Source organism: Marinomonas atlantica, assembly GCF_001639725.1.
Classification (GTDB): Bacteria; Pseudomonadota; Gammaproteobacteria; order Pseudomonadales; family Marinomonadaceae; genus Marinomonas; species Marinomonas atlantica.
The window spans coordinates 145,398-168,888 of sequence record NZ_LTAW01000003.1 but is presented as its reverse complement, the minus strand read 5'-3'; the positions used below and the strand labels follow the sequence as shown (position 1 = coordinate 168,888).

The following is a 23,491-nucleotide window of genomic DNA, read 5'->3' as shown; positions in this document are numbered from 1 at the left end:
TTATGAGTCTCTTTTTTTAAATAGTAACCAGCTTGGGTAATACAAGCCTTTATGAATTGCGAGGATTCTAAGTATAAAAATCAAAAAGGCCGCGTAAATCGAGTTATATTCATGCCAACGCAAATTTTGTTCCAATAACACCATGAGTATAGCGCCCAAGAAGGCTGGCGTTGCATAGAATTCTTTACCTAAGATTAAAGGTGCGCGATCACTCAATAAGTCGCGGATGATGCCACCCGCCACGCCGGTAATCACACCCATGATGATGGCAATGATCGGAGAAAAGCCCAGCGTTAATACACGCTCTGTTGCCAAAATCGTGAACAAGGCTAAGCCAAATGAATCCGCATAATGAAACACTTGTTGACGATGCTCGATGACACGGACTGCAAAAAACGCAAACATAGATGACACAATCGCGATCCAAAGATAAGACGTATCTTCGACCCAATACACCGCATCCATCCGCAGCACGACATCTCGAATCGTCCCCCCTCCTAGCGAAGCAACCATCCCCAACAGCACAATGCTGAAAATGTCCATATTACGACGCCCAGCTGAAATCACACCCGTGATGGCGAAGGCTGCAATACCAAACATGCCTAATACATACAGCAGCATCTTATCTCCTCACCTACGCGGTCCAGTCGCCTGAGCCTAAACGGTTAAGCAAAGCAAAGCCTTCTCCGATATCAAGTTCCGTAATACTGGAATAAGTCGGATTAAAGCGGAAACACTGCTCTAGAGGAAGCTCACACAACGCCACCAGCATCACCTTAATCACACCAGAATGGGTCACCAACACCGTGTCTTGATCGGCCTTTCGTATACTTTCAAACCAAGCCATTAGCCGTGACAATAAATCATTCAAAGACTCTCCTTGATAAGGCGAAGAATGCATTAGATCGGTGCGCCAAGCATCGATTTCTGACTTAGGAATGTCATTCCATAAACGATTTTCCCAATTGCCAAAATCCACTTCTTTTAACGCCTCAACAGGTTTTGAAGCTGAGTTCAACTGCTCTGCTAACAGGCGTGTTCGTGTTAACGGGCTATGATAAAACTGCCACGCTTTGTCTGGATAATAACGTGTCAGCCAATCGTCAATTGCTTGAGCATCACTCTGCCACGTCGCAACAATTGGCACATCCGTCTGCCCATAACACAACCCTTTCGCAACATCCGGCTCGGGATGTCGAATCAACAACAGCTTCATTACGCTTGCCATCCTAATAATGTAAACAATAGCAACAGTTCTGCGATTTGCTCGCTCGCACCTAACGTGTCGCCGTTATAACCTTGTATGCGTCGGCGTAAATACACTATGCACGCAATGAAACACATAGCCAGTGTAAACAACATCGATACAAACATTGCTCCACCCACCATCAGAGCAACACACAGCATCGACAGCACCACCCATAGAACACCACGCACAGTAAAAGGCGAGATCATTGCGCGTGCTTTACTACCACTCGGATTGACATAAGTAAGACTCGCCATAATCGCCAAAGGTAGCCAGCGAGCGCCAACATGAACACTGATCCACCCCATCAACACAACCCCTATATCGGCGTGCCAATTGGCTTGGATCAACCACTGACTCAGCAGCCACCACTTCAAAGCAAAACTAAACAGGCCGGCTAAAACACCATAACTACCAACACGAGAATCTTTCATAATGGATAAACGTTGCTCAGGCGTCCAACCGCCGACTAAGCCGTCGCAGGCATCCATTAAGCCATCCTCATGGAAAGCCCCTGTCAGCAACACCGCCGACAGCATCATTAAAATGGCCTGAAACGAGGCAGACCATTCTGACATTAGCAGTGGCCAAGCGCTGATCAGTGCGACAATGACACCGACCCATGGTAAAAAGCACACGCTAGGCGTGTGCTTTTTTGGGGAGTCCCACTCAATGTTTAGCGGGATTCGTGTGTAGGTAGCAAGGCTTCTTAAAAAGCCCTGCCAATCCTGGTCAAGTCGCATTACTCACTCCTGCCGATTCAAAGCTAGCCATCTCATTAAAAAATGCTACTGCACTTTGAATTATCGGATAACTCAGAATCGCACCCGATCCTTCGCCCAAACGTAGATCCAGTTTCAGAATAGGCTCCGCATTGAAATACTCGAGCAGCGCTTGATGGGCTTGTTCATTCGACTGGTGAGCAAAAATAGCGTAATCCACCACATGGCTCTGTAGCTTACTGGCAAAAAGCAACGCTACTGTGCAAATAAAGCCATCTACCACAAACGGTTTGCCTAACTCAGCACAGCGTAGCATCGCACCAGACATCGCCAGTATTTCTAAACCGCCCACTTGCGTCGCTACTTCCCAAGGTGCCCACTCGCCGATAGGCTTATTCAATTCCGCCTCAGCTCGTTGCAATGAAGCGGCTATGATATCCGCTTTTCGCGAAACACCTTGTTCGTCTAAGCCGGTGCCGCGACCTGCAGTTTGCTCTGGTGCTTGACCGGTCATTGCACTCAACATGCACGACGACACGCCAGTATTACCAATGCCCATCTCACCAAAAAGTAAGATATCGACACCGGATTTTTCAGCACTCTCGACTTCCTTTGCACCAGCTTCGAGCGCTTGATTCACTTGCTCAAGCGTGAGTGCGGGCGCCACAGAAAAGTCTTGGCTTGCGTAAGCCACTTTACGCTTTGACAGTAGCGGATGATCCGGTAAATCGACCTTCACCCCGACATCCACGACTTTCAGAGCGACGCTATGCTGACGACAAAAAACACTGACGGCGGCACCACCGGCCAAGAAATTCGTCACCATCTGCGGCGTCACTTCTTGGGGGAAAGCACTAATACCTTGATCCACTGCGCCATGATCGGCCGCAAAGACCAGCATCTGCGCACGTTGCAACGACGGCACCAAGGTACGTTGAATACGCGCAACTTGAAATGCAATCGATTCTAACCCACCAAGCGAACCTGGTGGTTTCGTTTTAAAATCAATTTTATGTTGAATATCGTTGTCTAACTCACCACTTAGCGCAGTGACTTCAAAGCTTTTTAACACGACCGTTTCACTCACCTAATAACCATCAACGCAGATTATACACCTGCTTTCACAGCACGTTGACGTACAACTTCATACAAACAAACGCCCGTTGCCACGGAAACGTTCAGACTGGTGACAACACCCGCCATTGGCAGTTTGATCAGGTAATCACATTGTTCGCGTGTCAAACGACGCATGCCGTCACCTTCCGCGCCCATAACAATGGCAGTTGGAATGGTTAAATCTTGCTGATAAAGCGTTTGCGTTGCTTCGCCTGCGGTGCCAAAAATCCAAACACCAAGATCCTGAAGCTTCTTCATCGCACGCGCCAAGTTTGTCACCGAATACACAGGCATACTTTCTGCCGCGCCACAGGCTACTTTGCTTACCGTTGCGTTTAGCGTCGCCGATTTATCTTTTGGAATAACAAGTGCATGTGCGCCGGCCGCATCGGCACTTCGTAAACAAGCGCCTAAGTTATGCGGGTCTGTGACACCATCAAGAATAATGATCAGTGGTGTTTCCTCGAGGTTTTTCACCATACGCTCGAGATCTTTCTCATCACCCATTTTGGTCACCTCAGCGTAGGCAACCACGCCTTGATGAACCACACGATCTTTACTGCTGGTAAACAGCTGATCAAGATCACGACGAGGCACTTGCTGAATGCGAATTTTTTGTTCCTGACACAACTTAATAATACGCTGCATCTTCTTGTCGTCTCGCCCCTCTTGGAGGCGAACTTCTTTCACTTTACCGTCTTGGCCTAGTGCGTTTTCTACGGCGTGAAGGCCATATACCCAATCTAAATCTGCCATTTGGCTGTACTACTCTTTTCAGAAATTGTGGTTAATCTTTAGCACGCGCTTTGGCATTGCTTTTCTTTTTCACCTTGGTCTTAAGCTTCTTGGCTTTGTTACCAATGGCTTTCTTTGCTTTTTTCAAAGGTGATTTTTTATCAGTTTCAGCGGCAGGCTTTTTACTTTTGGGCTTTTTGCCTTTGCTTGAATCCTTTTTCTTATTGGATTTTTGCTTAGGTTTGTTGCTCCATTCCTCTTCAGCTGGCGCTTTTTGCCCTGCACGATCACCCGTTTCTTTGGGCTTCGAACGTCCACCAAGCTCGATAGGAGGCAATTGAGCCAACTGCATTTCAAGCTCGGTCAGCTCATTACGGTCCATACGAGGCTTAGGTTTTGGCTTCGCACGGTTAGCAACCATTTTTAGGTCAATTTTGCGCTGCTCTAAGTTAACACTCGCAACCGTGACACGAACCTGTTCACCCAAACGATAAACTTTACCCGTACGTTCGCCGATCATCGCTTGATGCTCAGGGTCATGCACAAAGTAGTCATCGCCTAAGCCTGATACGTGAACCAAGCCATCGACATACAAACCACCCAGCTCAACAAACAAGCCAAATGGTGTTACGGCTGTTACGATGCCATCAAATTCTTGATCAAGATGCTGCTCTACATACTGACACTTCAACCAAGACTCTACATCACGCGTGGCTTCATCAGCGCGGCGCTCAGTAACCGAACAGTTTTCACCAAACTGATCCATTTCTGCATCATCGTAATCGTAAATTTTGTTGGCTTTGATCGTTGGGCTGCCTGGGACTTTGTAGGCTTGGCGCATTTTTGGTGCACCTTCGCCACGGATCAAATAACGAATAGCACGATGAACCAATAAATCTGGGTAACGACGAATAGGCGACGTAAAATGCGTGTAGGCTTCGTAAGCTAAGCCAAAGTGACCAACATTATCTGGTTGATAAACCGCCTGAGACATAGAGCGCAGTAGCATTGTTTGTATACTGCGTGCATCCGCTCGATCACGGATTTTCTCAGCAAGGTCTGCGTAATCTTGTGGAGTGGGTTTAATACCGCCCCCCATTTCTAGCCCAAGTACTGATAAGTAAGTACGCAGTGCTATCAACTTCTCTTCACGCGGGCCTTCATGGATACGGAACAACGCTGAAATATTCGCCTTAAGCAATAACTCAGCAGACGCCACGTTAGCTGTTAACATGCACTCTTCAATCAGTTTATGCGCGTCATTTCGCTCAATTGGTACGATTTGATCGATCTTCGAATTCTCGTCAAACACCATACGTGTTTCGACAGTATCAAAGTCCATGGCGCCACGAATCTCGCGCGCTTCACGCAATACTTTATAAAGACTGTACAGCTCATCGATGTGGGTGATGATATTTTGGTAACGCTCGCGCAGCTCAACGCCCTGTTCATCTGGCTCAGATGCAATCATTTTTGCAACTTTTGAATACGTCAGACGAGCATGAGAATTGATAATGCCTTCGTAAAATTTATAGCCACGCATTTTGCCACGGCTGGTCAACGAAATTTCTGCCACCATCGCCAATCGATCAACATTTGGATTCAAAGAACACAAACCGTTCGACAGCACTTCCGGTAACATTGGGACGACTCGCCCAGGGAAGTACACTGAGTTACCACGCGAAATGGCTTCCTCATCTAAAGGAGAGCCTTTTTTCACATAATTCGACACATCAGCAATGGCAACGTACAGCTTCCATCCGCCAGCGGTTTTTTCACAATACACCGCATCATCAAAATCACGTGCATCTTCACCATCAATCGTCACAAATGGCGTTTGACGCAAATCCACGCGATGTAGTTTATCTTCTTCGGCTACTTCTGTAGTGAAGTGGCGAACTTGTTTTTCAACCTCTTTCGGCCATTCGTTAGGAATGTCGTAATTATGAATCGCCACATCGATTTCCAGACCTGGCGCCATAAAGTCACCCAGGATCTTTTTCACGATGCCTTTCGCTGGCGTACGACGATCTGCGTAAGTCACAATCTCGACCAAAACGTATTGGCCATGATTCGGATTCAAACCTGATGACTGCTCGATCATAACGTCTTGCGAGATGCGCGGGTTTTCAGGCGTTACAAAAGCCGACCCGCTCTCTTCATAGTAACGCCCTACCAAACTGGTATGCTTGCGCTGTTTGACTTCAACCACAACGCCGTCAAGTCGACCTTTAATGGTTTTACCGGATAATCGCGCTACAACGTAATCACCGTCCATCACCGATTGCATCTGACGCGGCGATAAGAAAACGTCATCGGCATCAGAGCGTAACAAGAAGCCATGGCCATCTTTTTGACCTTGGACATAGCCTTCAATCAGCTCACTATCCAACACAGGGGCATAAGCGTCTTCTGCGTTACTGACCAACTGATGATCGCGACACATGGCAATCAAACGTCGACGAGCAGCTTCAATAGAATCTTCGTCTTTTAAATTAAACGCTTCGCACAGTTCAGGGTGAGTAACAGGATGACCCACCGAGGCAATGTGCTCTAGAATGTATTCGCGACTTGGAATGGGATTATCGTATTTTGATGCTTCCCGATCTCGAAATGGGTCATGAATGCTTTTTTTACTCAAACGGTACCGTCCTATAAGTAGAAGCTCGCCTTTGCGTACTTCTTTAAATGTGTGTTTATCTATGCGTTAAGTATAAGTTATTCTTAAAAAATACTCTCTAACTCACACTACAATCTTCATCATAGCTGCAAGTTACCTCGCTTAATCTTAGTAATTACACAACATGTCTGTCGTTATGTGTCTATTTTGGTAACAAACCTAAGCTAAGGTTACCTGTGAAAACCATAAAAACACGCCTAAAAGTGCTCGATATACGATAAAAAATAGGCCATTTGGCCGACATATCAATTTTTTAGATGGGTTTATTGGTTTTTTTCTTAGCCTCGATTTCGGCTTAAATGCATCTCTGCCATGATTCTGGTGGAAATTTCCTCCACTGATAAAAATGTCGTATTCAAAAACGGTACACGCGCTTGACGATAAATAGCCTCCACTTCATCTAATTCGTAACGACATTGACGCGAAGACGCATATTTACTCGCCGCCATACGTCCTGTGCGAATTTCATGCAAGCGATCTGGGTTAATCGTTAAACCAAACAACTTATGCTTGTGCGGTTTTAAGACCTTCGGCAACCCCACATTATCAAAATCATCTTCTGTTAAAGGGTAGTTTGCCGCTTTGATGCCATACTGCATTGCTAGGTACAAACTCGTCGGCGTTTTGCCTGAGCGAGACACCCCCAGCAAAATAATTTCCGCTTCATCGTAATTTTTGACAGAGGCCCCGTCATCATTCGCCAGAGCGTAGTTAATCGCGTCTATCCTGCAATCATAAACACCCGCTTTAATACCATGCGCTTTTTGCGCATTAGGTTGCGCAGGAACACCTAACGCTTTCTCTATTGGTGACAGCAGTTCACCAAACAAGTTATAGCAATGACTGTCACAGGATTCGATAACAGCACGAATCTTGGGGTCCGAGATGGTAAAGAACACTAACGTCTTTTCACCTCGGTCAGCCTCTTCTTGGAGCTGTCGGCAAAAACCATGCGCTTGATCTAGAGTACTGAGAAACGGCACACTTTCCTGTTTAACAGCCACATCAAAAAAAGACAGCATGGCTTGGCCAAACACTTCCGCAGTGATCGCTGTACCATCTGAGACAAAATATACTTTCACTGTAATACTCCATTTTTGTTGTAAAACAACCACATGAAAAAAACTGATTGAAATAAAACAACATCAAATAATCAATTTTATTCATCTACGTGTCTCTTTTTACAATGACTCTATTCGTTATTAGTTGGCAAGCTAATGAGCGACAACAAAAATAATCATTTTCATAGAGCAAGCTGGAGTACAGTGTGAGCAATTTTATTAAGTGGTTTAGTGATCTTCGTCTTGAAGACGTAGGCGAAGTCGGTGGAAAGAACGCGTCTTTAGGCGAAATGATTTCCAACCTATCTGATTTAGGTATTCAAGTACCCAATGGCTTTGCTACAACTGCTTATGCTTATCAAGCGTTTCTAGAAGAAAGCGGCCTAAATAAGCAAATTCACGATCTATTGGATTCTCTAAACGTTGATGACGTGCAAGCGCTAGCGCAAGCAGGCAAAACGATCCGCACATGGATCGAAGAAGCGCCATTCTCTGACGAATTCAACCAAGAAATCGAACAAGCTTACTCTCAGCTTTCTAATGACAATGAAGGTGCCTCGTTTGCAGTACGCTCTTCTGCGACCGCTGAAGACTTACCGGACGCCTCTTTTGCGGGTCAACAAGAGACGTTTCTAAACGTGCAAGGTTTAGACGCCGTCAAACTGACCATCAAACAAGTATTCGCCTCTCTATTCAATGACCGCGCCATCTCTTACCGTGTCCACCAAGGCTTCGAGCATAAAGGCGTTGCCTTGTCAGCGGGCATTCAAAAAATGGTGCGCAGTGACATTGGCGCATCAGGCGTCTTGTTTACGCTGGACACAGAATCTGGTTTTGATGATGTAGTGTTCATCACTGCGGCCTACGGTCTAGGCGAAATGGTGGTTCAAGGAACCGTTAACCCAGACGAATACCATGTACACAAAGCCACTTTAGACGCACGTCGTCCTGCTGTGGTTCGTAAAACACTGGGCAGCAAAGCTCAGAAAATGGAATACGCCGCAGCGGACAGTGACGAATTTGTTCAAATCGTTCCCGTCGCACTGGATCAGCAAAACAAATTTGCTCTTACAAATGAAGAAATCGAAGATCTGGCACGTCAGTCATTGATCATCGAAAAACACTACCAACGCCCAATGGACGTTGAATGGGCGAAAGACGGCATCGACGGCAAAATCTACATCGTACAAGCGCGCCCTGAAACGGTTCGCTCGCAATCCAATGCGCAAAGCATGGAAAGCTACAACCTTAAGGATTCAGGCCCAGTCCTAACGACTGGCCGAGCCATCGGCCACAAAATCGGCTCAGGTTCTGTAAAAGTGCTTAGCTCCATCAATGAAATGGACCGCATTCAAGAAGGTGACGTACTGGTAACAGACATTACCGACCCTGATTGGGAACCCATCATGAAGAAAGCTTCCGCTATCGTGACCAATCGTGGCGGCCGTACCTGTCACGCAGCGATCATCGCGCGTGAATTAGGCATTCCAGCGGTTGTGGGTACAGGTGATGCAACAGAAACGCTTAAAAGCGGACAAGATGTCACCGTTTCATGTGCGCAAGGCGACATGGGGTTCGTTTACCAAGGTGAACTGAAATTCGACGTTGTCACGTCTGAAGTCGGCAACATGCCTCAGCTTCCGGTTAAAGTCATGATGAACGTAGGCAACCCTAACCGTGCTTTTGACTTTGCTATGTTACCAAACGCAGGTGTGGGTCTAGCGCGTCTAGAGTTCATCATCAACCGCATGATCGGCATTCACCCGAAAGCTCTATTGAATTTCGACAAAATGGATGCGGGCCTTAAAGAAGAGATCAATCACCGTATTGCAGGCTACGAAGGCCCAGTAGAGTTCTACGTTGAAAAGCTTGTAGAAGGTGTCTCTACACTGGCCTGTTCATTTGCAGACAAACCCGTGATCGTGCGTTTATCTGACTTTAAATCGAACGAATACCACAACATGGTTGGCGGTCCTCAGTTCGAACCAGATGAAGAAAACCCAATGCTGGGCTTCCGCGGTGCGGCGCGCTACATAGACGAGTCGTTCCGTGATTGCTTCGCGCTTGAATGTGAAGCCATGCGTCGAGTTCGCAACGAAATGGGCTTCACCAACGTACAAATCATGATCCCATTCGTGCGTACGCTTGAAGAAGCAGAACAAGTGATTGCTCTACTGGCGGAACATGGACTAGTACGTGGCGAGAACGGTCTTAAGATCATCATGATGTGTGAGCTACCATCAAACGCTCTGCTGGCGGATGAGTTCTTAGAATTCTTTGATGGCTTCTCAATCGGCTCAAACGACCTAACACAGCTGACACTGGGCCTAGACCGTGACTCTGGTTTGATTGCGGACAAGTTTGATGAACGTAACCCTGCGGTTAAGAAACTGCTCAAAATGGCGATCGAAGCCTGTAAAGCAAAAGGAAAATACGTTGGTATTTGTGGCCAAGGCCCATCCGATCATGCAGATTTTGCTGACTGGTTGGTGGCACAAGGTATCGACAGCGTCTCTTTAAACCCTGACACAGTGGTTGAGACATGGCTGCATCTTGATGAAGTATTAAAAGCAAATGCTTCATTGAGTCAGAACGCTGTTTAACTAACAGCACTCTCTAAGTTCTTAGCCCCGCAACTGCGGGGCTTTTTTTATGTCAAATGACACCCGATAGTTCTTATGTGTCGATCCATCATAGGTACAATGCTAACGCAACTGGCTGTCTTTACTGCCACTACGGTTATAAAGACTCTGAGCCTTGTCACTGCTTTCTAATTCAGACTGACAAGCGATGCACAAACGCACACCAGGAATCGCATTACGGCGCTTTTCAGGAATCTCTGCATCACATTCTTCGCAGAACTCTAAACTATCACCTACCGTCAAACGACTACGCGCACGCTCGACCGCCGAGTTAACCGTTGCATCAATTTGTTCTTGCACCGCACCTTCGTGCGCCCATCCGCTTGCCATAGGTACTCCAATACAAACTCAATTATTCAATTTAGCCGATAAGTATAGAAAGCAAACTGGATAGAAACAACCGAGATTAAAACCGAAAAAACCGCATTTTGTTGCCATAACGACACCGTATATTAATAGGTCGAATAGCAACAACCAGCAGCAAAGATGCCTAATCGTGGCCTGTTAGATTTTTAATTGGGGAAATTAGCCATACAAGAACAACAAACGACCTTTGGAAAAAATGTGTCTAGTAGAGCCTGGTCGATTCAGGCGTCGCCAAAACTTTGCAGAGTATGTTGCCCATCTCGAAGCAGACAAAGGCTATTCACAAGCTTCCATCGCTGAAATATGTGGTTTTAGCCAAGCGTGGGTCAGCCGTGTGTTAAGTGGTAAAGGTAAACTTATTGACAGCACAGCGCGCGTTATTGAGCAACGTCTAGACCTTCCAGAAGGCTGGCTAGATCGCAGACAAATGACACCGCCCAAAGGCCAGCAGATCAACTCAAACATAGCCGCCAAAACATCTCAAGAATTAATTGCCGCAGTTAAATCCGCAGGCTTTGAAGTCGATACTGAAATACTGACACCGTATTTATCGGCCGTGATCCAGCTCTACAACGCACGCGCCGCCATCCATGACGGTTACGATCCGGAGCAAAATGCCGCACAATTTCAGACCGTATACGAGCAGCTCACCATGCAACTTAAAATGAAAGAAGGTCTTTGGGAGTTTAAGATCTTTTGCTATAAATAAGCCTAACCCTATACTTCATAGGGATATAGAAGTCAAAGGATGCCAAAAAATGGGAAAGGAACGTCTTTTTTTAATCGCAAAGTGGCTGTGTGATGTTGCCTTGTCGCTTAATAGAAGGCTTCGCACTAATGCATCATCGCTCATAGAGTGGTTACGCCCAGCTCTAACACCGGCAATAGAATGGTTACGCTTTGCTGCATTACCTCTTATCAAGGCACTCACTATTTCATCCATAATATTGATAAACCCCTTGGGACTAAAAACAACCAGCCAAAATCAGAGTGAAATGCTAATTTTAGATGCCACGGCCTCGAACTTTGAGGCCGATTCAAAAGTAGCCACGGTAATATTGATAGATGATTATACTATTGAAAAGCATGGATATAGTTATCCCATTGGATATAGAGCTCTTTCAAGAATCTTAAAAACAATTACCTATTATAATCCTAAATCTGTTTTTATAGATATTTTTCAACACTACGAACACACACCAAATCTAGATAACTGGTTAACTCAACTGGAAATATCAAGTAAAGAATTCCCTATTTTTATAGGTAGCGACCCTGACTTTGATACCGAAAAAAGATTAAACAATGAAGATAGCTTAAGAAATAAAATCAATAAAAACACTACTTTATCGCCTATAATTTGGAGAGGACTATCTAAAAATTACCCTTTATTCATCACCCCTGATACTAAAAAAGAAATCACCCCTACTGCTAGTATGCTAATGTACAAATACTATTGCGAAACACACACTTGCAGCATAAATCCTAATATAGAAGAATACAAATTCTATGATCCTATGATTGTGCGCTGGAATAATACAATCCATGAAGATCAGAGTAAATTCATATCCACTAAATGCAAACCTAGAAATAACAGTTTTTTTAAAGCATTAGATCGTCATTTCACCTATGGCTTCAGAACAAGCGAAGAAATCAGCGAAAAACGCGATGTTTGTTCACCGATATTAACAATACTAGCTGATAGCCTACTTGAGCAGGGAGCACTAGATAATCCAGCCCTAAAAAATGCATTAAAGGATAAATTTATATTCATTGGATATAAGCTCTCTGGCTCATCCGATGTAGTTATATCTCCAGTACATGATGAATTACCAGGTGTTTTCTTTCATGCCATGTCTTTCATAAATTTAGTAACTATGGGGGATAACTATTGGAAAAAATCAAAGCCAATAGATGGTTATGCATTCTCTTACATTGACTTATATCAAAATACACTTTACTTCTTAGCGCTATTCTTATCCTTCTATATGAAGAATAAAGTAAATAATTTTAGGAAAATTCATATTGGAAAAAAATTCACCACCATATATTTATTAATACTTGCTACAACAATATACCTAATACTTTCAAAAAAAACAGGACCTTTAGACTGGATTGCATTTACAGGAGTATTTTTTTTATGTCTATCTTCATTTATCACACCCGCTATTTATACTATAAAGAACAGAACATCAAAAAGAAAATGACTTTAAATCAACAATAAACAGGAGGCATATTCATGAGGGCTCAATATTTATTTTCAATTATTCTGGGCTTAAGCAACGTTTCCCACGCAGAAGAAAGAACTATAATTAAATTCAACTTTAATGATGTCCAAATTTGTGAGGGACCTAACACCACCTCAAAGTGCTACACTAAAAAAAGGTCAACACTACCAAACCCTAAAATTGAAAAACTTAAAGTTCTAGATATAACCAAACAAGGAATGGTAAAAACAGTGATAGATGGAAAAACATTATTCACTCATCAAATAGAAGTTAAATTGAGCGGAAAAGCTATAACAAAAAACATTTGCGGGGAAAGAGTTTTCGAATCCTCAGAACCAAGAAAATCATATGGAACGCATGGCCTAGTAGGAGAGTGTGATGAATAAAAAAAATGTTTTAATTGTTTTATTTTTAAGCTTATTTTTATCTGGATGCATAAAAATAGGAGGAGGTGTAAAAAATAAAACTTCAGAAAAATCTGACATTGAAAACATGAATTTCGAAAGTATAGATTCTGCATATAGTAGCATGGAAGGAACATACCTAGATTATGTAGATATAGCTTCAATATGCCAAAAATTCAAAGGGGAAATATCTATAGATAACAAAGCTAAAGTAAAAAAATACACTGAAATAACAAGGAGCATCCTTACTAACATAAACTCTGCGTTAGACTGTAAGGTTTCAATCCCTGTTACTATCGTCGACCATGAATCATATATGGCAATCGCAAGAGAGGACGGGGTTTATTTGACCCGTGGAGTCTTTGACAGTTCAGATTATATTGATGAGATAGCATTCATAATATACCATGAGTCTGTACACTACCTCTTAGAACATCCTAAAACCATGATTCTAAAAGCGGCTTCTTTAAAAGATGAAAAAAAGCGTGCTAATGAAGAATTTAACAGTAAAAAGTCTCAAAACTTTCTGACTGGATTGCTTGGCTCCACCTCTAATTTCATTACAGACAACTACTCTAGAACGATGGAAATAGAAGAAACAAGAGCCAAAAATGGATTATCAACAAAGCATGAAACGCATGCAGATTTAGTTGGAGTCGATTTGTTAGTTAAAGCTGGCTATAGCCCTCAAGCTTTGAGTCATAACCTTGATAATATTAGATCTTGTCTTGGTTATCAGGAAGGTGATCTAAATTCTGCATTTAATTCTCTTAACGAACAAGCAAAAGAAATGAACAAAAATGGGGGTTTATCGAGCTATAGTGACCGCCTTGATTTCTTTGACAGTATGAATAATATTTCCGGCGATCATTCACCAATCCCCTGGCGCGAAAAAATGATCTTTACGTATATAAAGAATAAGCACTCAGGCGCCTTGAGAAATGAGATGATTGAAAATATTTAAAACATATGATCAATATCTTTTTCTGATTGGATACTGGATGAAATGATACTTAAAGTCCTGTATCCAATCAAAATTTAACGTCATGTACAACAACATGAGCATAAATGAAGATGTTCATGTAAACTCTAAAATACTATTAGTCTAACCAGTAGACATATAATATATTTATCCTCTCTTTCTTGTCTTCGGCAGTGCGCCGCAGCAATAGCTCTATCTTAGCTCGATTACACTTAAGCTATTAGAGTCAAATAAAAATTGCGTATTACTAGCTTAAGTATTTAAGAAAAGTAGTTTAGTTGCCTTTAATGGCTGATCTAAGAACTAACGAGAAAGTAGCTCGTGATACGCGACCGCTTTATAAAAACCCATATAGCCACTTATAATCAGCATATAAGTGGCTTTTATATACAATCCTCTCAAGCAGTGTTGGATTATCACTTCCATAATGGCTTGCGGGTTTCGTGATCAACATCGGCTGCTGTCAGCCCAATGTCTTTCAGTTGCGACTCATTTAACGTGTGCAATCTACTCCGTGTGCGAAGGTTATGAGCCACTTTTTTAAAGAGCGACTTCCACGCGTTTATTTTAATTTTACCTAATGTATATCTTCCATTTGATGCTACGCCGATCGTGCAAGGGTTAATGCACTTCAATTGTGCCTCTGGATTCGTCTTCATTACGTTTCTCCTGTGTTCTCATTATCGCTGGGCTTGGTTTGTGATTAAATAATCAACAATAAGCTGTCATAGGACAAACGAGAAAAAGCAGGCTATGATTTAGAAAAACTTATTCATAGGAGAGATCGATGTCTTCGAGTCGCGCCTTACCGCCTCTTAAATCCTTGCTCGCATTCCGCCACTCAGCGCAGACGTTAAGCTTTAAAAAAGCCGCTGATCATCTATTTGTGACGCAAGCCGCTGTAAGTCAACAAATCAAAAACTTAGAACAAACTTTAGGGGTTGAGCTGTTTGAGCGTCACACTCGACAAGTAAGCCTAACGGCGGAAGGTCAGTATTTATCGGACTATGTGGAGAAAGCTTTCCTACTTTTAGAAGAAGGCGTTAAAGGCATCACAGAAGACCCTAACCCGAATACGCTGGTGATCAGTTCGCTGCCCTCTTTCTCGAGTCGCTGGCTGGTATCGCGCTTAGGCGGCTTTCAAGCTCAAGCGCCCGATATCAATCTCCGCCTCAATCTTGATTCCGGTCTATCAACGTTTTCTGACAGCGATTTAGACTTATGTATTCGCTTAGGACGTGGGCAATACGAAGGGCTTATGTCAAAACCTTTATTTGAGGAGCATTTGGTGCTTGTCTGTCACCCGTCTTTGATCAATATGGATGAGCCCATAAAAGCACAAATAGGAAATATTCCCGTCATTACGGATACGGGGCCAGACGTAAAGCATGTATGGCCAGTTCTGCAGCATTTTTTAGAGATGTACGATTTGCCAATGAGGTCCCATTTGCATACAACGGATTCCACCACGCTCATAGAGGCTCTGCTTTCTCGCCAAGGCCTTGCCATGGCACGTTATGGGTTGGTGTATGACCAGATCGAAAAAGGGCAACTGATCTGCCCCATCCCTATTTATATGAAGTCTCAATATGACTTCTACCTTGTCGCTCCAGCACCGCATTTTAAATATCAAAAAGTGCAGAACTTTCAACATTGGCTAGAAACAGAAGTAAAAGCGATAAAGCAATCTTGGAAGCTGTATTTACGAAATCATCCAGAAATGAAAGAAGTGAAGGTTTCGAATTAGATAAAAGAAATGCGAGTCCATGCGCTAAAAACAAGTCAGAAAGCACTGGCTATAAGGAAACAGGCTGAAAGCCTTGATATGAGAGAACTAAAGAAGCGTTAGAGAAGAATTTCAGGCATAAAAAAAGGCACCAAATGGTGACTAAAACAAAAAATCTAACCTTTTGATTTTATTAAATAAAACTAAGCCACTATTTTATCAGTGTCCACTATATGTCCACCTCCTGCCGTTTGGGGGCCATACGTTATAGCATCAATGAAGTGGTCTTTAGCAAGGTGGGCATACTTCATGGTGATAGAAATATCCGAGTGATCTAGTATTTTCATCAATGACAGTATGTTGCCACCGTTGATAACAAAGTGACTAGCGAAGGTGTGCCGGAGGACGTGGGTATTCTGCCCCACGGGTAATTCGATCTTTGCTATTGCGATAGCCTCGGCAAACACATCCATTCTTAATTTACGCGGCTCCTGGTCAAACACAAAATCACCCTTAACTTTTGCGGCGTGGGCTTTGATCTTGTTGAACAGTGTTTCACTTACCGGAATGGATCGGTTCTTACCGTTCTTAGTGTTGGTAAATGTCAGCTTTCCGTGTCGAACCATCTTTTTACTAATGTGCTCAGCTTCTCCCCAGCGTGCACCAGTATTGATACAGATTTCAGAGATTAAACGGGTGTCACCCTCTCCCATATCATCAAGCACTTTCAAAAGTCGCACTATTTCAATATGACTTAAAAAAGACAGCTCGCGGTGATCCAGCTTTAGCTTTTTGACCACTTTAACGGGGTTTTCATAGTCAATGATACCCAGCTTAAACAAGCCATTATAAACCGCTCCTAGCATAACGATATCTTTGTTAACCGTGGCTTTGCTTCGGCCTCTTTTCAGCTTTGCGGACAAGTAACCGTTGAATATCTCTGGTGATAGCTGGCTGGCGACAGGATCGCCAACCCCATCAACAATATGGTCAAGCTTACGTGCACGCGCTTCAAAGTCTTTGAGTTGCAAGCCTATATGGTCTTTCCAAAGCTGTGCTAATTCAGACAATCGGCGGGGGTCTTTTGGCTTTGACTGCCACGGCTTGCCTGTCGTGATTAATTGGGCTTCAACATATTTCTGGTAGCGTTCGGCTTCGGCTTTGGTTTTACACGTCTTACGGTAGCGTTTGCCATTGGCACCGCCTGCACGAAAATCAACTTTCCAGCCGTCCTTTGTTTGTTTAATAGCCATAGGTCACACCATCTTTCTACCGAACCAAACGACACGGCCAATAATCGTTAATCGGTCTAAGTCATGTTTAGATATTTCGATGCTCATGTGATGCGGGTTATCACTGGTTACAGCTATGCGGCCATCAAGCAACTTCTGAACACGCTTAACGAATAGTTCACCCTCGTAGTTGATGACGTATATCCCGCCGTCACTGCCTACGATGTTTTCTGTTCGGTCAATAAGTAGAGAATCGCCATTTGTAATAGTCGGCTCCATTGAATCGCCACGTGCATAGATGCCAATTAAATCACCAGAATTAATACCCTCGCGTGCTAACCATTCGCGACTAAGGGTTAAATGTTGTTCTATGGCTTCAGCTTCGACTAATGTCCCACCACCCGCGCTTGCTTGGATGGCATATTGCGGCACTGAGTAGTGCTTTGCGGTGTTTCCTGATTCCATCATTTCGCCCTTCCCTGTTAGCAACCATTCAAGTGATACGCCTTTATCTAAGGCTGTGATGCAAACTTCTTTGTAAGGAATGACATTTCTATTTTTCCAATTTTTCACACCACTAACGCTAACTCCTAGCGCCTCACAAAGTTGAGTATTGTTTTCAGCATTATGAATACGTCTCAACCTTTCAATTACATCAATAGAATTATTCATTTCCAAAAGCCCTTAAGTTTATTTTTAACCTTTACTTTTGGTAATCTGAAACCTAACATCTCACCTATTGGTAATTTGAAACCAAGAAGTAGCTAGAATGACCACAAAAGTACAAGTTTAGGAGTGTAGACCAATGTCTATAGATTCAAAAGAGCCTAAAAAGGTGTCATTTGTACAAATTGAGTCTGAAGGGGCTCAAGTTGTATTTGGATTGCCGCCATATATGAGCCCTAAAAACTGGGCGCTATTGGTTGGCGATAAAACTGAAGGGGCAGTTAAGAAAGACCTACAGACAGGTGTGATTGCTCGTTATCAGCCAGTAGCAGGCGGCAAAGTGTATGTGAACGTCATCAAAGAAATGCAACGCGCCGAAGCCGCGCCAGATTACTAGGGGGTGGGTATGACCGCCTCACTTCACGAAAGCCGCCAGCAACTCAGCGTCTTTCTTATGCACCAACCACCAAAGCCGCTAAGGGGTCAACTCTGGGCGGCTTACCTTTCAGAACACAAAGCCACACAGGGAGCCAGTGAACATGACAGCACAACCCGCCAGCGTAGCAAACAAAGTCAATTGCCTGTTATTCAGTTTTTCAGCGTCTGAAATCAATGTCGCGAGATTGATCGGCAACCATTGGCGGAAAATGTACGTGTGCCATGAAATAGACCGTGGTGACGTGGCGGGATGGACGTTCATTACTGTTTGGGACCCTGAGCAAACCATAGACAAAATTCAACGCCAGCCATCATTTAGAACCAGTTCCCTAACACAGCACCATTATGAGTTAGGCGAAATCGGCGCACAGCTAAACGCACCGTTAACCCGCTGGGAATTGGAAATGCTGAACAACATGGTAATGGCGGCAATTGAAGGCCGTTTAAACCGCTTCCTATTACTAGATAAAGGCGTAATGAATGACGTTTTAGGCTCATACCTTACGCAGTCTTGGACGTGCAATAGTACCGCCATTGCTTTAGCCGAAAAGCTCCAACTGCTTCAACACTTTGCGGGGATGTCTGATGGTAATGGAATCTACCAATCTGCAATCAACGCCATTCAGCGCATGAAAGGGGTAGAAAGTGTTTAACCCTACTGATCAATGTATTAAATGGCGGAATGAACTTTTAGCTGATGTAAGCCGTGAGGATGCCGCCACATTACGCCAGCGTCTTGACGAGTTAGACCAGTCAAAAGGCTACGTAGAAGCAAACACTTGGTTACGTGGTGTTATTGAACGACTCCAATTGCTTAACCGTGTTTCGGTTATGCGTCCTGCAGTTGAGAAAGAAGCCGATAGACTAGCCGAAGTAATGGGACAACATACCGCTCTTGAATGGTTACGCGGTGTGGTAAGGCGTTTGCGTTACATTGATGCACTCATTACCGATTTAAACGGTGAAGAGCTGGCAAACTGGGCAGAACAGAAAAGCCGCCGTTTTGAAGTAGATTTAACCCGTGAAGCTATGGAAAGCGGTGCGGAATACGCCCGCCGCTACATGGCCGAAAACTTAGCGGTTGCGGGTGTCGAGTTTAACGACTGGGGCAACGGTGACAAAGTGGCCGCTATGGCCGCTCGTATGATCTTGCCCGAATGGTGGATTCGTAACGCTAAAAAGCAATTCCGTATCGTTGAAAACGTGCTTAGGGAATGCGGCCAAGTTCACCGCTACGGTTCGCCTTATGTATCTAGCTGGTCGCTAAACAGATTTCGCAAACAGCAACAATCTAACCGTGCCTTCTTGGAAGGCTGGGAAGCTGTAAACCAGTACAACCAATCCTATACACTCGCTGAATTGTCGGATCGTGGCGTATCCAATCCAGTAAACCGCCGTAATGAGTTGATGACCCGCATCCGTGGTACCGAAGAACTCGCAACAGAGTTAGAGCATGATGGTTTGTTTATTACTCTAACGTGCCCATCTAAATATCATGCTGTCAAAATCAATGGCAAACGTAACAAGAAATTTGACCGTGCTAACCGTCCAACCGTTCGAGACGGACAGAAATACCTTTGTGATACATGGGCAAGAATCCGCGCCTACCTAAAACGTAATGACTTACCAATGTATGGCATTCGCACCGTAGAACCTAACCATGACGGGTGCCCACATTGGCACATGATGCTGTTTTGTAGCAAAGAACATAGTAAGGCCATTATTGACGCCTTCATGCTTTACGGCTTGATGGAAGATGGAAACGAGCGAGGCGCAAAGAAGCAACGTGTAAAAGTGGTTCGTATTGATCCGGCCAAGGGAACGGCTTCGGGCTACGTTGCTAAATACATTTCTAAGAACATTGATGGTAAGCACATCGACACCGACCTTGAAACGGGTCGTAGCGGCTCAGATGCGGCGGAACGTATCACCGCTTGGTCACGCCGTCATGGTATCCGTCAATTTCAGTTCTTTGGTGGCGTATCGGTCACCGTGTGGCGGGAGCTTCGCCGCTTCTCAATCGAAAACGCCCCCACCCTATGCACGGACATTTACCATGCTGCAAATCGCCCCGATTGGGCGGCGTTCACTAAATTAATGGGCGGCGTATTCGCTGGCCGAAATCAGACCTTAAAACCTCATTACGCAGAACCAGAAGAAAACCAGTTTGGTGAATTGGTCGCGTCTATTCAGGGCGTAGCCCGTGGAGCTGAGGTTGTTGTCACTCGTTTATTTGAATGGACAGTGCAAAAGGTCGGGACTCAGGTTTTAGAGGAAAACGAAGTTTTCCCTTGGACTCGTGTCAATAACTGTACGGGGGGCAAAGCCGCCCCATACACCAACCCCATATATCACTAAAGGAAACCAACGAATGACCAACCAAATGACCAGAATGGAAAAAATAGAAAAAGGGCTAAACAAGTTAGGCAATAACTTCACCACGGCGGATACGCTGGGGGCGTTTTCTATGGGTAAAAAAATCGAACTCGCAGAAGAAAGCAGTCGTCTAGCGTATGCCGTTCTATCTGCCGTAGTGGATGAATTAAAGGAGATCAAAGCCAATGGCAAGTAAAGCGCAAGTAATCGGGGAAATTGTTTGCGAGTGTGGGCGCTGTGCATACGTGGAGCAAACCAAGCGTAAAGGCGACTTTCTGCAAGTGCGCTGTAGTGCCTGTGGGGTTGACCAACGCACGGGCAAGACTATCCAAACACGTTGGAAAAATACCATGCAGCCAGTGGGACACTATCACGATAGTAAAACCGTTGCGCCGTTTGGTGCCGCCACGGTGGAGCCTGTCGAAGATACTAAAACGGACACTATCGAAGATAGTCCCGATACACCCAAAGCCACACCACCAGCACCCGCCGCAAAGCCAGCAATCACGCGCCGCGAGACTATTCCGCCAAAGCGTGAAACCAGCGGGGCGGCGTCGCTGTTTGGCTTGGGTGTATTCGTAGTATGTGCGGGTGCTGTGGCTATAGGTTCGGAACTAATGAAAGTAACTAGGGGGTAACTATGTCTGATTATGAGCAAAGCCAAGAAACGGAACTATTAGAAGATAAAATGACAGTTTCATATGATCACGAACAGGACGACGATGAAGGGCTATCTCTTGATGCGTTGATCAATGACGCACAAGAGGAAGCGGAACAGGAAGCCGCCCCGAGCAAAGAGGAAGCCGCCGCCAATCGTGAGCGAGCGGAACGCCTAGCTGATCGTTTCAATAATGGCCTTTGGTGGGGATTGTCAAAAGCTTACCCAGCAGCGGAAGTATCAGAAGATAAGATCGAAGCGGGTAAAGAGGCATTGATTCCACTGGCAGAAAAATACGGTGATTCGATGCCTTCATGGATTGATGACTTTATGGAAAAGCCAGAAATCAAAGCGGGGCTTTACGTGGGAACCGCGATCATGGCCGCGCGTGCTTCACACATGGCGGCGATTGAGGCTGAACAGAAGCAAGGGGGCGAAGTTGGCAAAGAATCCTGATACCAGCTTGCCTAACCGTCACAAATTTATCGCCGCAATTACGGGCGGTGGTAAGACTCAGGCAATAAAAAACCTTACCAAGTCATCAAAACGGGCGGTGTTTTGGGACCCCGATAATGACCACAATTGCCGCCACTACAAAGACAAAACCGCTTTCTTGGGGGCATTGAAATTGGTCATGTCTCGCGGTGGCCGTATCGGTTGGAATGGTGATGACGATGAAACCAGGTTTGAGTGGTTCATGATGGCAGTATGGGCGGCACTGGATGGAACCAAGATGCTTGATGTGGTGGTAGAGGAAGCCGCCGACTTGGGACTAAAACAAACTATGCCGAAATGGTCGGGCAAAGTATGGCGTCGTGCTCGTAAGTATGGCGGCATACTCACGGTAGGTACGCAACGGGTACAAGAAGTTCCCAAAGCGTTTATCACTCAGGCGGGTGAAACCTACATAGGCATTCAAAAGGCCAATGACCAACACTATATCAAGCGACAAACGGGACTACCTCCAACCAAAATGGGGGCATTAGAACCGCTCAACTTCTACAAGCTGACGGGGAACGATGCTCAATTAGTCCGCTTCAAGTACATTGGATAGGGCTTTTTTCACTAATTTCATACTATCCATACTATGGCGATACTATCGGTGGGTTGACCGCCATAGTATCCCGCCCCCTATCGTTCCCCCTGCAAAATGCAATCACATTAAATATGTATTAGGGGAATCCTTACAAATGAATAACGCAGTAGAAAAGGTTAAACAGTCTATCGACTGGAAAACCGTGGTTTCTGTGGGTGTCGGTCTCACTGCTTTCGGCGTCGCAGTTTATGCGGTGAAGAAATCAGGCAAGACAGGCAAAAAAGTAGCTTCTTTAGTAACTGGGGGCTAAGACATGGCACAGTCAAATTTTGACCTTTTACAATCGCCTGATGGTGCAATTGGATCAGGTAGCACACTTAACCTTCGTTTGAGTAACGGCGCACCCATCGAAGCGCTGTACATTGATACAAATATCCCACATGAACTGTTAACCAAAATTAGCATCGTTAATGGTGCTGACGATCACTGGCCAACATCGGGTGATCAAATCGTAAATTTATTTGAAAAACATCGTGACCGAGTAGTTGCCCCCGATGACTTTTTGCCTATCCGTTTTAGTGATCCGGATTCGTTGATGATGGACGTTCAGGGCCTAACGGCGCTAGTACCTGAGTCGGGTGATTCTTGGCTTTTAAAAGTTGAGATTGGAACATTGCCAGCAACCCCAGCTGAGGGTTGGCGGTTCTTTGTGTGGTCGGAAACTACAAGCCCAGTCAAAATGGTTAATGATGGCAGTGGAAAAATCATACCTATTCAACGCGTCCGTACATTAGAACGCCGATTAGATAAAAAAGTGATTACTTCAGCGGTAGAAGGTGTGAATACATTTGATAAATTGATCAAAGGTCAAAACATCAATATTCGCACAATCTACATCAAAGGCGATGTATCAGAAGTTGAATTTGAAGGCAAGCGAGGTGGTCAGATAGTTAACCGCTGGCGTCTTTCAAAAAAACTGAATTCGTATATTCAAAAAGTGCGAGCTCAAAAAAACGGCATTAAGGACATCGCTGGATATTTCATCATTGATCCGATTTCATCGGGTTTTACATTCGCAGACATGATGGTCACGAATTACGATGAAATCAACATCAAATTTAAGTGTGAAACAGCGGGTACAGTTGAGTTCATCACTGACTACGTTAAACGCCGCTAATAA

General features: G+C 44.5%; 26 protein-coding genes. 15 read left to right on the top strand and 11 right to left on the bottom strand.

Going from position 1 to position 23,491, the window contains the following annotated elements; all coding sequences use genetic code 11:
- From AYW75_RS05965 to AYW75_RS05935, 7 genes are all read right to left on the bottom strand, one after another.
- Positions 1-621: a trimeric intracellular cation channel family protein gene (locus AYW75_RS05965; protein ID WP_067096846.1), complete on the bottom strand. Its 621-nt coding sequence runs from the start codon at positions 619-621 to the stop codon at positions 1-3.
- 13 nt (positions 622-634) lie between these two features.
- Positions 635-1,216, bottom strand: coding sequence for a histidine phosphatase family protein (locus tag AYW75_RS05960; RefSeq protein ID WP_067096843.1), 582 nt, complete (start codon positions 1,214-1,216; stop codon positions 635-637).
- Positions 1,216-1,989 (bottom strand): adenosylcobinamide-GDP ribazoletransferase, encoded by a 774-nt coding sequence (locus tag AYW75_RS05955; RefSeq protein ID WP_067096840.1) that lies wholly within the window; start codon positions 1,987-1,989, stop codon positions 1,216-1,218. The genes AYW75_RS05960 and AYW75_RS05955 overlap by 1 nt, the downstream gene beginning before the upstream one ends.
- Entirely contained in the window at positions 1,979-3,055 is a 1,077-nt protein-coding gene (cobT, locus tag AYW75_RS05950; protein WP_231886152.1) for a nicotinate-nucleotide--dimethylbenzimidazole phosphoribosyltransferase, read from the bottom strand. Before cobT ends, AYW75_RS05955 begins: the two co-directional genes overlap by 11 nt.
- Before the next feature lie 20 nt (positions 3,056-3,075).
- A complete protein-coding gene (rlmB, locus tag AYW75_RS05945) occupies positions 3,076-3,840 on the bottom strand; it encodes a 23S rRNA (guanosine(2251)-2'-O)-methyltransferase RlmB (protein WP_067034507.1) in 765 nt (254 codons plus the stop codon).
- Positions 3,841-3,871: 31 nt separating this feature from the next.
- Positions 3,872-6,460 (bottom strand): ribonuclease R, encoded by a 2,589-nt coding sequence (rnr, locus tag AYW75_RS05940; RefSeq protein WP_067096837.1) that lies wholly within the window; start codon positions 6,458-6,460, stop codon positions 3,872-3,874.
- 317 nt (positions 6,461-6,777) lie between these two features.
- On the bottom strand, positions 6,778-7,581 hold the full coding sequence (locus tag AYW75_RS05935; RefSeq protein WP_067034512.1) for a pyruvate, water dikinase regulatory protein: 804 nt from the start codon (positions 7,579-7,581) through the stop codon (positions 6,778-6,780).
- A 185-nt stretch (positions 7,582-7,766) separates the two neighbouring features.
- Here AYW75_RS05935 and ppsA point away from each other — a divergent pair, with 185 nt between their 5' ends.
- Positions 7,767-10,163 (top strand): phosphoenolpyruvate synthase, encoded by a 2,397-nt coding sequence (gene ppsA / locus AYW75_RS05930; protein ID WP_067096834.1) that lies wholly within the window; start codon positions 7,767-7,769, stop codon positions 10,161-10,163.
- A 102-nt stretch (positions 10,164-10,265) separates the two neighbouring features.
- On the opposite strand, the gene AYW75_RS05925 is transcribed toward ppsA, so the two are convergent.
- Entirely contained in the window at positions 10,266-10,532 is a 267-nt protein-coding gene (locus AYW75_RS05925; RefSeq protein WP_067034518.1) for a DksA/TraR family C4-type zinc finger protein, read from the bottom strand.
- Between the two features lie 232 nt (positions 10,533-10,764).
- On the opposite strand from AYW75_RS05925, the gene AYW75_RS05920 reads away from it, so the two are divergent.
- From AYW75_RS05920 to AYW75_RS05905, 4 genes are read left to right on the top strand one after another with little or no spacing between them, the layout of a single operon-like run.
- Positions 10,765-11,277, top strand: a complete 513-nt coding sequence (locus AYW75_RS05920) for a helix-turn-helix domain-containing protein (RefSeq protein WP_067096831.1) — start codon at positions 10,765-10,767, stop codon at positions 11,275-11,277.
- 49 nt (positions 11,278-11,326) lie between these two features.
- The gene (locus AYW75_RS05915) at positions 11,327-12,772 is read left to right on the top strand and encodes a CHASE2 domain-containing protein (RefSeq protein ID WP_067096828.1); all 1,446 of its coding nucleotides are present in this window, start codon (positions 11,327-11,329) and stop codon (positions 12,770-12,772) included.
- A 32-nt stretch (positions 12,773-12,804) separates the two neighbouring features.
- Positions 12,805-13,179, top strand: a complete 375-nt coding sequence (locus AYW75_RS05910) for a hypothetical protein (protein ID WP_067096826.1) — start codon at positions 12,805-12,807, stop codon at positions 13,177-13,179.
- Entirely contained in the window at positions 13,172-14,161 is a 990-nt protein-coding gene (locus AYW75_RS05905; protein ID WP_067096824.1) for a M48 family metalloprotease, read from the top strand. The genes AYW75_RS05910 and AYW75_RS05905 overlap by 8 nt, the downstream gene beginning before the upstream one ends.
- Positions 14,162-14,595: 434 nt before the next feature.
- Here AYW75_RS05905 and AYW75_RS05900 read toward each other — a convergent pair whose 3' ends face one another.
- Positions 14,596-14,838 (bottom strand): DUF1127 domain-containing protein, encoded by a 243-nt coding sequence (locus tag AYW75_RS05900; RefSeq protein ID WP_067096822.1) that lies wholly within the window; start codon positions 14,836-14,838, stop codon positions 14,596-14,598.
- 128 nt (positions 14,839-14,966) lie between these two features.
- Between AYW75_RS05900 and AYW75_RS05895 the strand changes: the two genes are divergently transcribed.
- On the top strand, positions 14,967-15,926 hold the full coding sequence (locus tag AYW75_RS05895; protein WP_067096819.1) for a LysR substrate-binding domain-containing protein: 960 nt from the start codon (positions 14,967-14,969) through the stop codon (positions 15,924-15,926).
- Positions 15,927-16,108: 182 nt separating this feature from the next.
- Here the strand turns inward: AYW75_RS05895 and AYW75_RS05890 are convergent, their stop codons facing one another.
- Together AYW75_RS05890 and AYW75_RS05885 are read right to left on the bottom strand one after the other, a co-directional pair.
- A complete protein-coding gene (locus AYW75_RS05890) occupies positions 16,109-17,158 on the bottom strand; it encodes a phage integrase (protein WP_067096816.1) in 1,050 nt (349 codons plus the stop codon).
- A gap of 3 nt (positions 17,159-17,161) precedes the next feature.
- A complete protein-coding gene (locus AYW75_RS05885; protein ID WP_067096814.1) occupies positions 17,162-17,809 on the bottom strand; it encodes a LexA family transcriptional regulator in 648 nt (215 codons plus the stop codon).
- 133 nt (positions 17,810-17,942) lie between these two features.
- Between AYW75_RS05885 and AYW75_RS05880 the strand changes: the two genes are divergently transcribed.
- From AYW75_RS05880 to AYW75_RS05845, 9 genes are all read left to right on the top strand, one after another.
- On the top strand, positions 17,943-18,200 hold the full coding sequence (locus AYW75_RS05880) for a hypothetical protein (protein WP_067096811.1): 258 nt from the start codon (positions 17,943-17,945) through the stop codon (positions 18,198-18,200).
- A gap of 142 nt (positions 18,201-18,342) precedes the next feature.
- A complete protein-coding gene (locus tag AYW75_RS05875) occupies positions 18,343-18,894 on the top strand; it encodes a hypothetical protein (protein ID WP_067096808.1) in 552 nt (183 codons plus the stop codon).
- Entirely contained in the window at positions 18,887-20,599 is a 1,713-nt protein-coding gene (locus AYW75_RS05870; protein WP_067096804.1) for a replication endonuclease, read from the top strand. Before AYW75_RS05875 ends, AYW75_RS05870 begins: the two co-directional genes overlap by 8 nt.
- A 13-nt stretch (positions 20,600-20,612) precedes the next feature.
- On the top strand, positions 20,613-20,813 hold the full coding sequence (locus AYW75_RS05865; RefSeq protein ID WP_067096801.1) for a hypothetical protein: 201 nt from the start codon (positions 20,613-20,615) through the stop codon (positions 20,811-20,813).
- Positions 20,803-21,255, top strand: a complete 453-nt coding sequence (locus tag AYW75_RS05860; RefSeq protein WP_067096798.1) for a hypothetical protein — start codon at positions 20,803-20,805, stop codon at positions 21,253-21,255. Before AYW75_RS05865 ends, AYW75_RS05860 begins: the two co-directional genes overlap by 11 nt.
- Positions 21,256-21,257: 2 nt before the next feature.
- Positions 21,258-21,731: a hypothetical protein gene (locus AYW75_RS05855; RefSeq protein WP_067096795.1), complete on the top strand. Its 474-nt coding sequence runs from the start codon at positions 21,258-21,260 to the stop codon at positions 21,729-21,731.
- Complete coding sequence (locus tag AYW75_RS05850) at positions 21,715-22,329, top strand: hypothetical protein (protein WP_067096792.1); 615 nt, start codon at positions 21,715-21,717, stop codon at positions 22,327-22,329. Before AYW75_RS05855 ends, AYW75_RS05850 begins: the two co-directional genes overlap by 17 nt.
- A gap of 136 nt (positions 22,330-22,465) precedes the next feature.
- Positions 22,466-22,621: a hypothetical protein gene (locus AYW75_RS18770; RefSeq protein WP_156490817.1), complete on the top strand. Its 156-nt coding sequence runs from the start codon at positions 22,466-22,468 to the stop codon at positions 22,619-22,621.
- Between the two features lie 3 nt (positions 22,622-22,624).
- The gene (locus AYW75_RS05845; RefSeq protein ID WP_067096788.1) at positions 22,625-23,488 is read left to right on the top strand and encodes a major capsid protein P2; all 864 of its coding nucleotides are present in this window, start codon (positions 22,625-22,627) and stop codon (positions 23,486-23,488) included.
- The last annotated feature ends 3 nt before the right edge of the window (positions 23,489-23,491 follow it).